The 13,930-nt window shown below is 52.2% G+C and carries 6 protein-coding genes; all 6 read right to left on the bottom strand.

The features are described 5' to 3' along the window. Positions 1-4 precede the first annotated feature (4 nt). Positions 5-1,753 (bottom strand): RagB/SusD family nutrient uptake outer membrane protein, encoded by a 1,749-nt coding sequence (locus ACFOET_RS13480; protein ID WP_379023502.1) that lies wholly within the window; start codon positions 1,751-1,753, stop codon positions 5-7. A gap of 17 nt (positions 1,754-1,770) precedes the next feature. Further along, positions 1,771-4,839 carry a SusC/RagA family TonB-linked outer membrane protein gene (locus tag ACFOET_RS13475; protein ID WP_379023500.1) on the bottom strand — a complete coding sequence of 1,023 codons (3,069 nt, stop codon included), beginning with the start codon at positions 4,837-4,839 and terminating at the stop codon, positions 1,771-1,773. A gap of 157 nt (positions 4,840-4,996) precedes the next feature. Beyond that, positions 4,997-9,082, bottom strand: coding sequence for a two-component regulator propeller domain-containing protein (locus tag ACFOET_RS13470; RefSeq protein WP_379023498.1), 4,086 nt, complete (start codon positions 9,080-9,082; stop codon positions 4,997-4,999). A gap of 115 nt (positions 9,083-9,197) precedes the next feature. Beyond that, complete coding sequence (locus tag ACFOET_RS13465) at positions 9,198-11,171, bottom strand: RagB/SusD family nutrient uptake outer membrane protein (RefSeq protein WP_379023496.1); 1,974 nt, start codon at positions 11,169-11,171, stop codon at positions 9,198-9,200. Positions 11,172-11,173: 2 nt separating this feature from the next. Next, positions 11,174-12,700, bottom strand: a complete 1,527-nt coding sequence (locus ACFOET_RS13460) for an alpha-N-arabinofuranosidase (protein ID WP_379023494.1) — start codon at positions 12,698-12,700, stop codon at positions 11,174-11,176. A 57-nt stretch (positions 12,701-12,757) separates the two neighbouring features. Beyond that, on the bottom strand, positions 12,758-13,621 hold the full coding sequence (locus ACFOET_RS13455; RefSeq protein WP_379023492.1) for a glycoside hydrolase family 97 N-terminal domain-containing protein: 864 nt from the start codon (positions 13,619-13,621) through the stop codon (positions 12,758-12,760). Between the last annotated feature and the right edge of the window lie 309 nt (positions 13,622-13,930).

Below are 13,930 nucleotides of genomic sequence, written 5' to 3'. Positions count from 1 at the left end.
AGCATTACCATCCCGGTGTCTGGAGGATGTAGCCTTTGTCTATTTCTGCCTGCGGTATGGGGTATAGATACATCCGGTTGTCCCATACGCGATTCTCGAACACTTCCTTTCGGTAGATGATGTCGCCGTTTGGTTGCTCATACAGATTGAGCCCCCACATGCTTCCCTGCATCACGCCCGCTTCTTCGGCGATGCGCCACCGCCGGACGTCCCAGTACCGGTGTTCCTCGAATGCTAGTTCGATGGCCCTTTCCCTTCGGATGGCTTCACGGAGTTTTTCCTGCGTATCGTAGCGTGCATCGGCAGCTGACAGTTCGGGGATGCCCGCGCGGCGGCGGATTTCATTGACGGCCGCGTAGCTCGCGCCATCCATGGGGCTGATTTCGTTAAGCGCTTCGGCATAGTTCAGGTAAAATTCCGCTAGGCGGAAGACAATCCAGTTGAGTTGCCCGCCGTCCCAGTTGAAGCGGGCCAGGAACTTTTTCATGTAGCCCACCCCGTTCACCGGCGCATGCTCGGTCCACGAACCGTTGTTGCGCCGGTAGAAATGCCGCACCCCGTATTCGTCGTTCCACCGCGACCCTGAATAAAACACCGAGCGCTGGAAACGGGGTTCCATCTCGCCCATTTTCGCCGAGAACTCGCTGTATGGGCCTTCGTCGGGCCATGTCTGGTCTTCGCCATCTGCCGTATAATACTTCTGTGCATGCTGCAAGGTGACGCCATGCCCGTACCAGCCCGCATAGATACCCCGGGGCATCACAAACTGGAACATCATGGGCCACCAGGGACCCCACCAGCTGTCCGATTTATTCGCCAGGATGATTTCCGCATTGTCGGCTTGGGTCACTGCGGTCTCATAGGCGTTGCCCGGATTCGCCGCGTCCACAATGAGCCGGATGTTGCCCGCCCCGGCGGCCCAGTCCAGCACGGCCTTGGCGGCATCCGCCGCAGCACGCCACCTTTCGGGGTTGTAGTCGATATAACCCGTGTACTCCCGGTCCTGGGCATTATAGGGGTTCGGGCTATTGGCGAGCGGACTTGCCGCAAAGAGCAATACGCGGGCCTTGAGCGCCAGCGCGGCACCTTTGGTCGCCCGGCCGAGGAACGCGGAAGGGTATGCATCGGGCAATGCCGCCACAGCCTCGTCGCAGCTCTGCACAATGAAGTCGACGCACTCCGCATAGGTGTTGCGCGGCAACTTCACTTCGCCATCCGCCTGCAGCACGTGGTCCACGATGGGGATTCCCCCATAACGTTTCAACAGTTCGGCATGCTGCAGCGCCCGGAGAAATATGGCCTCTGCCCGCAACTGCGCGCGTTCCTGTTCGGAGATGTCAGGTACCCGGTCGATATTGGCGATGAAGATGTTGGCATTACGGATGCCTTTGTAGTGGTGGCCGAAACCATCCTCGGGGTTGGATTGCGGCCCCCACACGCCCGTATTGAACGTATTCGAACCGGGCCAATCGTCGTACACGTCGCCCTCGTCGCAGGCCGCCATCACCATCGACGCATCCCTGACGCCTTCCCAGCGCCCCCAATCCTTGGGAAATCCGGCCGGTACCGATGTTCCGTAAGTTTCCCAGAGAAAGGTTTCGGCCTTTATCCTTTCTGAAAAGATGGTATCGATGGTCACGTCGCTGCTATCGGGTTTTTCCAGGAAATCCGTGTTGCACGAAGCGAGCACCGCCATGCAGCAGCCCAACGCCACCGGCCCCATATGCTTCAAAAATGTAGCTATTTTCTTCATTTGTTTAAGTATTGCGGTTAGAATTGCACATTCACCCCAAAGTTGTACACCCGCATCTGCGGGTAAAACTGTCCCCTGCCTGTCGGCGACTCGGGGTCGAAATGCCGTACGCTGCTCCAGGTCAGCAGGTTGTTGCCATTGGCAAACACCCGCACATGGCCGACGCCCATCCGGGCTAGGAACGACCCGGTAAACCGGTAAGCGAGCTCGGCATTCTTCACCCGCAGGTAACGCCCTTCCTTGAGCCAGAAATCCGACTGGGTATAGTTGTGCTTGCCCGGCGTGGGTGAAAGTTCCACCCGCGGGAACGTAATCGTTTCCCCATTCGCATAGCGCTCGGGGGTCCAGCGCTCCAAATGGGTTTTCTGCGCACTGCCCCAATCCGTGTCGAACGGCCACGCCGCCATCTCATTCAAGTAAAAAGACGCCTTTTCGGTACCTTGGAACAGCACGGAAAAATCAAATCCCTTGTAGTCAAACCCGAGGGCGACGCCGTACACACCCTGGGGGAACGTAGAAAACCCGATAGGCCCACGGTCATAGTCATCGATAGCACCATCGCCATTGAGGTCTACGTAACGGATATCACCCGGCTGGGGGGTGCCCCACGCCCATGACGTGATGCCGCTGTTGTCGATTTCCTCCTGGGTGTTGTAGATGCCGTCGCTGGTGAGGCCGAAGAACTGGCCGACCGGCCGGCCGGTGCGCTGCAGGTAGTCGAAAGGCCGCAGTGGCTCATCCATGAAGAGAATCTCGTTCTTGGCGTAGGTATAATTAGCTTTCACCCAGTAGTTTAAGCTGTTGATATGGTGACGGAAATTGACTTCCACCTCAAATCCGCGGTTTTCGACGGAACTGATGTTGGCCGGGGGCAACGGGGCCTGTACGAGGTCGGGTACGGTGCCCAGGTAAGACAGGATGTTGTCGCGCCGCTCGTGGAAGACATCGCCGACGACGCTGAACATGTCGTCGAACATATTCAATTCCAGGCCGATGTTGCTTTTCCGCGCCCGTTCCCAGGTCACGTTGGGGTTGCCCACTTTCCCTTCCTGAGAGCCCCCATACCATTGCAGGTTGCCGGAATTGACGTCGCCGAAATTATAGCCACCGCCGTAGTTGAACACATCCGGCAAATAGAGGAACCGCTCGCCGCCGATCTTGTCATTACCCACCTCACCGTAGGAACCCCTGATTTTCAGGAAGCTGATAAAACCATCCTTGGGCATGAACGGCTCTTCGGTGACCACCCAACCCAGGGAAAACGAGGGGAAGAAGCCATAGCGTTTGTCCTCAGGGAAGTTTTCGGAGCCGTTGTAGCCCATGTTGAATTCGGCCAGGTAACGCCCGGCATAGCCGTATGTAGCCCGAGCCACCGTGCCGACGTAGCCCATGGGAACAGCGTAGGCAAAAGTCGGATTGTGCGCCTTTTCCTGCATATACAGCAACAGCCCCGTGACGCTATGGTCGCCGAAAGTACGGGCATAATCTAGGGCCAGTTCGGTATATATCTTTCGGTTCCGCCCATAGCCTTCGCTGAATGAGAAGGGCGTGTCTTCGCCGTTGCGGATGAATACCGGCTCATTGGGGTTATCGGGGTTCCGCACGATGTTGTAGGTGACGGTCCATTTGTTGCGTCGCACCGAGTGCTGGTAATAGTGGTCATACGCCAGCATCCCCCTGGCCGAAAGGCCCTCGGTGATGAAACCCAGCTTATGGCTCAGCCCGATGTTGGCATTGAACGTGCTGTTGAAATTCCGTTGGAAGCCACTGGAGGTGATGAAGCTCAGCGGATTGTTGATGTTGGCTGGCAATCCTTCCACATTGTCGATGATGCGTCCGTCTACGATGCCGGGATTCATCAGGGGATTCGCCCGCAACATGCGGAAGAAAATTTCGCCCGCGCTTTGGCCGGGATAGTTCATGTCGGCCACCTGTCCGGCCAGTTTGAGCGACGCCGAAAAATTATCGTTGAAATCCATGTCGAAATTCGACCGGAAATTGTATCGTTGGTACTTGGGATTGGCGGAAAACTCGCGCTGAACTTGATTCACATTATAGGCACCGTTTTGTGCGAAATAGCCAGCTGATACAAAATAGCGGGTATGCTGCGAACCGCCGTTGATGTTGAAGTTGTGTTGCTGTTGGGTCGATACGTCCCTGATGATCATGCCGTACCAGTTTGTGCTTGGCCTGAATATCGGATCCGATCCGGTCCGGTATGCCTCTAGATCAGCTTCGGAGAAGAACAGTTGCTGACGCCCCATGTTGCGTTCGGCCTCGTTGTGTAGCGTTGCATACTCATAACTGTTAAGCATTTCGGGAAGGCTGTTTGGAGCTTGCAATCCCACGTTGGCTGTATAACTGATCTGGGACTTGCCGGACCTACCAGATTTGGTGGTGATGAGGATCACGCCGTTGGCACCACGCACGCCAAACACCGCAGTGGCCGAAGCATCCTTTAGGATACTGATGTTTGCGATTTCGTTGGGATCAATCTCGTTGAAATTACGTGGAACGCCATCCACCAGCACCAATGGGTCTGACTCGGCGCCTTCATTCAATGTACCAATACCTCTGATTTTCAGCCTCGATTGATCGTATCCGGGCTCACCGCTAGGTTGCAGAGCCACCAGACCCGGCAGTCGGCCGATCAGCGAATTGCTGATGTTGGCCACGGGCGACTGTACAAGCTGCTCACCGTCCATCGTGGAAATGGCTCCGGTCAACGTAGCCTTCTTCTGCGTGCCGTAGCCGACAACCACCACTTCCTCCAACGTAGCGGCATCTTCTTCCAATTGCACATTGACGGTGGTTCGACCATCGACTGACTGCTCTTGACTGCGGTACCCTACATAGCGGAATACCAACGTACCCTGGGGCGGCACGTCATTCAGCCGAAACACCCCGTCAGTGTCTGTGGTTACGCCATCGTCAGTACCTTGTACAAGCACACTTACGCCAGGCAGCGGTTCCCCATGACGGTTTGTCACCTTTCCTGAAACCTGCATTTGTCCGTACACAGGTATGGCGATCAAGGCGCAAAACCACAAACATAATAAAATGCCGATTTGTCTTGATTGCTTCATAAATTGAGTTTGGTTCATAATTCAGTTTACCATTACCTTCCAGCGATTGCCAGAGCTTTAGCATGACCAGACAAAAATCGGTTGCCAGCACTTCCTGATAAGGGGTGAAATTCATCTAAAAAGGGGGGTATATCCACTTCTTGGCCAACAAGCGGCGTCAAGTACGCTTCACGTTATAACTCCGTCTAAACGTGTCTCTGAATCTTTTTTTGTAATCTGAAGGTTTTGTGCCGAACAGCTTAAAAAACTGTTCGCGGAAATACTTGATGTCATTGAAACCCGCAGCATACGCCGCTTCGCTGACGTTGCAATCAGTGCTGATGAGCAGTTGTGCCACTTTCCGTAGCCGGATAAATCGGATAAACTCATTGGCTGATTTACCCGAAATGGATTTGATTTTTTTGTAAAGGTTGGAGTGGCTCATCCCTACCTCATCAGCAAGTATCTTAACATTGAAATCGGGGTTATCCAAATGTTTCTCCACGGTAGCGATGCAAGTATTCAGGAAGTCGGTGTATTCCGAAGATATCTTAAAGTCTTGGGAACGCAGCGTCACTTCATTAAAAAAATATTGCTGCAATTGGCTTCGGCTCTTGAGCACACCCGACACACGTGCCACCAACAGCTCCTTGTCGAAAGGCTTGGTAATGTAATCGTCGGCACCACACTCAATGCCTTTGAGTTTCACTTCTTCCGACGAACTTGCTGTGAGCAAGATAACAGGGATATGACTCATCACAGGGTCGTGTTTGATGTGGGTGCAAAGGTCGATGCCGGATAGGTCGCCCATCACCACGTCACATAGCACGATATCGGGTTGATACTTCTTCGCCAAGCGAAGCCCTTCTTCTCCAGTAGCAGCATGATAGACCATGCAACGCCCATTGAATATCCGCTGAATATAGTGCCGGATTTGAGTGTTGTCATCTATTACCAACATCACGGGCGAGTCGGTCACCAGTTCTGAGATTTCCTTCATTTCGTCTTTGGCCATTTTATCTGTCGCCGTTGACAGGTTTTCGCTTTCCGGCATCAACTCATCCAAAAACATGGAGTGTTCGCCCACATCTTCAAACACGTATTGGTTTTCAAAATGCTGCCGGCCCTGCCGCAAGGTAACGGTGAAGCGTGTCCCCCTTCCGTCAGTACTCGTATAGCCAATGGTTCCTGCATGGGCCTCTACAAATTTCTTGACCAAAAACAGGCCAATACCGAATCCACTCACGCCACTTCCGTTGCTAGCGGAATCACGGTAAAAGCTGTCGAACACGCGGTCGGCCAAATCTGCTGGGACACCACAGCCAGTATCAGACACCGTCACACACATATCCCCGTTTCCCCATTGCAGTGCAACGATCACCTCGCCGCCTTCTGGCGTAAATTTCAGGGCATTGCTGATCAGATTGAACAGCACAATTTCCATTTTTTCGCGGTCGGCAAAAAGTACCATAGCTTCGTCGGCACATTCGAACCGGTAGTCGATTCTGCGCGACTCAGCATGTTGCTTGAAGCTGAAAAAAACTTCCCTGCACAGGGTCACCATGTTGAGGCGTACCAAGCGCAGCCGATCCTCCCCACTGTCAGCTTTTCGGAAAAGCAGCAATTGATCCACCAGTCCCAAGAGGCGCTTGGAATTTCGGTACACCATAGCTAGTTCCTCACTGTCTACCACCTTGTTTTCACTGTACAACAACTCCTTGATGGGGTTAACGATCAAGGTTAGCGGTGTCCGGAACTCGTGTGAGATATGGGTAAAAAAAGCCAGCTTTTTCTCATTCAGTTCCTTCTCTTTTTTCACCTCCATGCGGGCCAACTCAACCTCATAGCTGAGTTTTGTTTGCCTACGGTCGTAATAAACATAGCCATATACACTCGCCATACCTAGCAGTAGGTAAATCCCATAGGCCCAACGGGTTCGCCACCACGGCGGCAATACGTGGACGGACAATGTACGTTCATGCGGCGACCATACGCCATCGGCGTTGGTCGATTTTATGCGCAGCGTATAATTCCCTTCATTTAACCGTGAGTAGTGCGCCGTACGCTGCCCGTCTACATAGTTCCAGTCTTTGTCCCAACCTTCCAGCATATAAGCGTATTTAATTTTGTCTGGCGAGGAATACTCTAAAGCCGAAAAGCTGAAGGAAAGCACTGCATCACTGTATGGAACTTCCAAACCACTGGCGTTGAGAACATTGCCTACACCATTCATTTTGGGATATCGCTCATAGGATTTGTTGTTTATCCGGAGATCTGTAAGTACCAATTTGGGAACGGTATGAAAATTTCTGATGCTATCCGGAAAGAACAGGTTAAATCCTTTGATCCCGCCGAATACAAATTCCCCGCTACGCAGCTTCAGGGCAGCATTGTAGTTGAACTGGTTACTCTGCAAGCCATCGGACTCATAAAAGTTGCAGATTTCATCGCTTATGGGGTCGAACTTGCACAGCCCGCTGAATGTGGATAACCAAAAATTCCCCTTGCTATCCTGCAGTAGATTCAGGATGGCGTTACTTGGCAATCCATCCGATTCCGTGAGCTGCCGATAATGCCCTGTCTTTTTATCGACCAGAAGCAACCCGCTACCTTCCGTTCCCACCCACAGGCTATCGTTGTGGCCCGAGTGGATTGCACGTACCGAGTGGGCTATCGGAATCCGTGAAACCGTACGGAGCCTCGTGTCAAGTTTGATGAGTGCTGAAAAAGTTCCCAACCAAAATACTCCCGCTTCATCTTCCGTCACCGACAATACATCTTGTATGGTCGCATCGTACAATTCGAAAATATTTCGGTCTCTATTAAACAAATACAAGCCACCACCCAGCAGGGTGGTAGCCCAAAGTCGCCCCTGGCTATCTTCATAAATTTTCCACACATTTCGGTTTTCGTAATTTGCCTGTGAATTGAAACATGCATACCGAGTGAATTCCCCTGTGTGTCTATTGAACCGGTTGATACCTCCGCCATAGGTGGTGGCCCAAATATCCCCTTGATTGTCGCAAATCACACTTGTGACGAAATTGTTGCTCAACGAACCAGGCCTGTCCGCTGCATGCTTATAGTATGCAAATGTATTGTTGTCGCGATTCCAATGAACCAAGCCGCTGCCATCCGTGCCTATCCAGAGCGTACCATCATCGTCTTCAGCGAATGAGAGGATAAAGTCATTGTCGCAGACGGTATATTGCTGCCCACTGTGCCGCACCAGCTTGAAACGGCTCGTTTTTGGGTCGATGATGTTGACCCCGCCCCGCAATGTACCAATCCAATGCCGTGCCTCGGCATCTTCATACACAGCAAATACGGCGCCGCTCGTGAGCACACCGTTGTGCTCAGCACCCGTAAAATAGCCGAAATGCCCGTCGCGATCAATAACGGTGATGCCACCGCCGTCGGTGCCTACCCATAGGTGCTGGTCGCGACCGAGACTCAACGAGGCTATGACATTTGCGGACAGGCCATGCTGTCTCGTATAACGGTTATACTGGTCTTCCTTGATATGGTACCGATACAAGCCTTGGTCAGTGCCCAGCCAAATTCGGCCTTCGCCATCCACTTTCATGCAGGTCACGGATCTGACATAGGGTGATTTCAATCTTATGGTGCCATCGGCGGCATCGCGGTAGCAAAGGCCAATGTCATGAATGACCAGCCATAACACCCCACTGGGGTCGATGTCCATGGCCTGCACATGGTAGTTGTACTGCATGCCACTTGCATGGACGTAAGGTATTTGCGAGGCGAGAAAGGCATCGTTCTTGGAGACACGAAGCAAACCCGCTTGCTCACTTGCCACAAACAGGTCCCCTTCGCTCCCAAGTGCCATGCTGCTGACGGCAAAATCAGTCAGCGCGGAGTCTCCACTCCGCGCAACCTTATAACGCAGGTGTATGAAGCCCGAGCCTTTTTCATCCAATATCGATACCCCCTTCTTTGTTGCTACCCAAATCGACCCATGATGGTCTTCGATGACATCGGTAATCCTATTATCCAGCAGAGAAGCTGGGTTATCAGGCTGGTTTTTATATACTTTAAACTGGTACCCGTCGTAGCGATTGACGCCGTCGGCGGTACCAAACCACATAAATCCGTAGGTGTCTTGGAAAATTGTCGTTACGTAATTATTGGAAAGCCCGTGCTCAATACCCAAGTATTTTACTTTAGGATTACCTGTCGACCACACACTTGTTGAGCAGCCAAAAATAGCCACAGCCATAATCACCCATCGTTTTAGCGTCATCGGTTGAGGATATTAAGTTTATAATTCTGAATTACAAATGTAAAAAAAACCGAGCACAAAAAAAGCCCCCGGCGGGTAGCCAGGAGCTTAAATAAAATTATCGCATATTGATGTATCAGTAACCCGGGTTCTGCACCAGTTTGTTGTTCCGGTTCATTTCATCCCGGTGAATGGCAATGAAATACATTTTGTCCAACCACTGCCGGTTTTCGATACCCGGATCTATCGTGCCCACCGTATAGGTGTGATCGTAGCTTTCTGGATCGTAGCGATATACGGATACCGAGCTTCCGGGCTTCAGCCGTCCGAATATACGGACAATACCCACCTTCCGGCCGAGGGTTTCTGCCGCAATCATCCATCTACGGGCATCGTGGAACCGGTGCTCTTCATACGCCAGCTCAATACGCCGCTCATTGCGGTACGCATTGCGCAGCGCAGCGCCCGAAGCGGTAATTGCCGGCAATCCCGCCCGGAAACGGATGCGGCTAACCCAATTTCTGGCTTCGGACTCCACCCAGATCAGGTCGGGCGTCCATTGCCATCCATCGACATGGCCGAACAGCGGCGCATAGGAAGCGAGCGTGACCACGTCGGCATTACGTTCCACGCCCGTAAGAAAGGCTGCTTCTGAAAGGGCCGTAAGCCAATTATTTTTATTGTCCGGACTGGCGATACGAACACTTTGGGCGGCATATTCCCCAGCAAATATTTTCGGGCCATGACGATCGTATTCGTCGTATCTCGATGCATTTTCAAAGAACCAGTCGGGATGGCGGTAGTAATGCTCATCAATGATATCTACCTGCATTTTACGCAGTTCGCTATCCAGGTAATCGAAACGTTCGCCGTTCGGGTCGGTGCCTGAGCTGGCTATGATGGCAATTTCAGGATGTATCTCGTTGAGTGCCTTCTTGAACACCGCCAGCCGCTCTACATATTGCGGTCCCCAGTTTTCGTTGCCCACCCCGAGCACCTTCAGGTTGAACGGCGCAGGATGTCCCATGTCGGCCCGGAGCTTGCCCCACCGGGTGGTGACATCGCCGTTGGCGAACTCGATGAGATCCAAGGCATCGTGCACGTACTCGTCCAGCTGATCCATAGGTACCAACTCCGCCGTGTTGAACTGGCAGGCCATACCGCAGTTGAGGATGGGCATTGGGTCGGCACCAATGTCTTCGGCCAGCTGAAAATATTCAAAAAATCCAAGTCCGAAGGTTTGGAAGTAGTCGGGCGTGGGGCGGTGGCGGAACTCAAAATTCCAACGATTGATCACCTGCTGCCGTTCTTCAATAGGGCCAACCGTCTTTTTCCATTGGAAGCGCTGCGAGAGGTCATAGCCTTCCACGATACAGCCGCCCGGGAACCGCAGGAACCCAGGTTGCATATCCGCCAGCAGCTGGACCATATCCCTCCGCAAGCCACCCGGCCGCCCTTTCCAGGTATCTTCTGGGAATAAGGAAATCATGTCCAAGTCGATTTCGCCCTCGCCTTCAAACCAAATGTTGAGCCGAGCCTTGGGATGTGTAGCCGTTGCACGGAAGCCTGCCGACTGCTTCTGCCAGCCCTCCGCATCGGTTGCCGGTTCCAGCTTTCCTTTTCCAATCACACGGCCAGCGCTGTCCACCAATTCCAACCGCAAGCTGATTCCCGGCCTGCGCTGCCGGTACATGACCGAAAAATCGTAGCGGAGCCCCGCTTTAATCCCCATACCGCGGAACCCCTCATTGCTCAGCCCCAGACCTTCCTCCCCCGTCCCCTCCGTATTGACCCGCAGGAAGCGGGGATTTGCTTCTTTTTGCTCCTGCCTGTTGAGTACCAGTAAACCTCCTTCCGGAGCCTTGCCCAATGTTTGCCATCCCATCATAGGCCGGAAAAATTCAAAGGACCGGTTTTTTATTAACTCGGCATATATTCCGCCGTCGGCACCCATGTTGATGTCTTCGAAAAAGAGCCCCCAGATGCCAGGGTTAACCTCTCCTTTGATATGGTTTACATCTACTGTCAGGGCGACCGGTTGGGCGAAAGCCGTGACCACATGCCACGTACACACCCCCGTTAACACCGTAAGTCTCGATAGCCTATTCATGATCATCTTAGTTTAAGCACTACCACCGAAAACGGTGGCAGCGAGACGGTTAATTGATTTTCTCGCAGTCGTGCGCCTTGATACCCTGTAGGCACAACCGTTTCCGGGGCGTCAAAAGAATTATACGCTCGTAAGTCTCCAGCGGTCAGCAACCGACCTTCGACCGATCGGTAGGCCTTGCCGAGATCCACGCGTATCTCCTGTTTGTCCGTTGGATGGATGTTCACTAGTGAAACATGAGTATTACCTAAGCTGTCTGCCGATGCCGATGCCGAAACTGCCGGCAGTTCCTCTCCATCCATCGTCAGGTTAGCCGATTGAACCGAAACCGGGATCAACGCCGCATCCTGATGCACCTTGTACATTTCCATTACGTGAAAGGTAGGCGTCAGAACCATCTTGTCGCCGTCGGTAAGAATGACGGCTTGCAACACGTTGATGGTTTGGGCCAGGTTGGCCATGCGCACCCGCTCCGCATGGTTGTTGAAAATATTCAGCGTGACGCCGGCGATCATGGCATCGCGCATGGTATTCTGTTGGTACAGGAATCCGGGATTTGTGCCTGGTTCGACGTCGTACCAACCGCCCCATTCATCCACAACCAGCGCCACGTTTTTCTCCGGATCGTATTTATCCATTATAGCCGTGTGTCTGGTGACCAGCTCTTCCATTTTCCAGGCCGATTTCATCGTTTGGAAATACTGTTTATCCGAATAGGTCGTGGAAGGGCCTTTATTGCTCCAATCGATTACCGCATAGTGGTGTAAAGCTACGCCCTCAAGCAGGAGATGAGGTATGTTTTTCATCAGTGTTTCCGTCCAGTGATAGTCGGAGCTGTTTGCTCCTGATGCAATACGGAAAACCCCGCCAGAGTTATTCCAGTCGCTCATAAAAGTGGCATACCGGCGATATACATCCGCATAATATTCCGGTGTCATATTGCCACCGCAGCCCCAAGCCTCGTTGCCCACGCCCCAGTACTTCACCTTCCATGGCTCTTCACGACCGTTTTTCTGACGCAGATCGGCCATCGGGCTCCTGCCGGCATGGTTGACGTATTGTACCCAATCGGCCAGTTCCTGAACCTCACCGCTGGCCACATTGCCGGCTAAATAAGGTTCCGTGCCAAGCAACTCGCACATGTTGAGAAAGTCATGCGTGCCGAAGCTGTTGTCTTCCGTAACCCCTCCCCACCAGGTGTTCACAATGGTGGGTCGCTGGTCTTTTGGCCCGATACCGTCTTTCCAATGATAGGTATCAGCAAAACAGCCTCCAGGCCAACGTAAGTTGGGAATGCTGAGCTGCTTCAGCGCCTCCACCACGTCATTCCGAACACCGTCGGTATGGGGTATCTCGGCATTCCCTTCGCCCACATAAAAGCCATCGTAAATGCATCGGCCAAGGTGTTCGGCAAAATGCCCATAGATGTGTCTGCTGATCTGAACATCAGATCGTGCAGGAGATAGCTTTACTAAATTCGCTTCTTGGGCAGCCGCCGAAAAACCGACCACCGTGATCGCAGCTGCCATCCATCCTGTTCGTTTGTGTGAGTGACTTCGAAACAAATGCATCATCGTTTATATGAGTTATTGGTTTATTATCATAACAAAACCGCCATTAGGTTTCATTGTTACCGTGTGAGCGTTGGTAAGAGTTGCCCCTACCACTTGAAACGCACCAGGAGCGGCCCCGTCTGTGATCAATACCGTGTTGCTGCCTCCGCCTAGTAAGGTCAAGTCCAACTCCATTTCCTTTTCCCACGGTTCACCGTTAATACCGGCAATATACCATCGTTGGCCAGCCCGGCGGGCAATCACCACGTCCCTGCCGGGATAGCCGCCGTCCAAACCGGCTTTGGTAATCAGCACCCAAACGCTATCCACCTGAAACAGCGCTGGATACACCCAGCCCGTGCCGGTCGACTCTGGTGTACCCACGGGGATGCCTTGTACGTAATGCCCCTCATATGAAGGATTGGTCTGTTCCCACCCCGACTTTGCCACGGCCATGGGTTGCAGCCATCTTTTCGCGTGTTGGGGGAAACGGAACGATGTTAACTCTTCCTCAATAATGAGCAGTTTTCCTGAGCTATTGGGAAAAGCATAACGAAAAGCAACACCGTCGTCAGCGGCTTGGACGATTAAATCATATCCGCGGTCATCGCGATTGCGCATGCGCAACACCCGTCTGTTGGCAGCATATGTATTCAGCCTACGTTTTGATGTCTGTATTTCATAAGCGCCGTCAATCTGTTCAACAGGAGACACATCAACGATTTGGAGCTCCGTTAGCGGAGCAATATTCGTCCCGGTTACACCCAGGGCGCCACCTTCAATCACCGGGACACCATCACGACTTATGGAATACGAAAGCATACCCACGTTGTCCGATCGAACGGTCACGTGCAAACGCCTATCTCGGCTTTCAATGGTGCACGTCTCGCTTGACATCGTTGTGCAAACATGAAAAAAGAAGCTGAAAAGCAAGCATAAATTGAGCATTTACAGATCGAATTCGTTTATAACTGGATATGTCTGTCCAACAAGCGTGAACCGATACCACTAAATTCGGGTATTTCTAATTAAATGTCAAGAAAACGATTATATAATTTTTTCATGCCCGTTTTAAAAAAAAAGTAAAAAACTCATTTGCAATTACTTAAAATATAAAATTCATTTGTAGTTTTGAACGCCTTGGTAGGCGACATGATAAAATAATGTCATTTATGGATAATATATCGGTATTAATTAGGATAAATT

It is taken from the genome of Parapedobacter deserti (genome assembly GCF_042646065.1).
GTDB lineage: Bacteria > Bacteroidota > Bacteroidia > Sphingobacteriales > Sphingobacteriaceae > Parapedobacter > Parapedobacter deserti.
Note: the sequence above shows the minus strand (reverse complement) of the source record. Positions and strands in the feature narration are given on the sequence as shown.

Excerpts from the sequence above, each read along its gene's own strand:
- ACFOET_RS13470 (WP_379023498.1), bottom strand. The coding sequence starts at position 9,082 with ATGACGCTAAAACGATGGGTGATTATGGCTGTGGCTATTTTTGGCTGC.
- ACFOET_RS13480 (WP_379023502.1), bottom strand. The coding sequence starts at position 1,753 with ATGAAGAAAATAGCTACATTTTTGAAGCATATGGGGCCGGTGGCGTTG.
- ACFOET_RS13460 (WP_379023494.1), bottom strand. The coding sequence starts at position 12,700 with ATGGCAGCTGCGATCACGGTGGTCGGTTTTTCGGCGGCTGCCCAAGAA.
- ACFOET_RS13475 (WP_379023500.1), bottom strand. The coding sequence starts at position 4,839 with ATGAAGCAATCAAGACAAATCGGCATTTTATTATGTTTGTGGTTTTGC.
- ACFOET_RS13455 (WP_379023492.1), bottom strand. The coding sequence starts at position 13,621 with ATGTCAAGCGAGACGTGCACCATTGAAAGCCGAGATAGGCGTTTGCAC.
- ACFOET_RS13465 (WP_379023496.1), bottom strand. The coding sequence starts at position 11,171 with ATGAATAGGCTATCGAGACTTACGGTGTTAACGGGGGTGTGTACGTGG.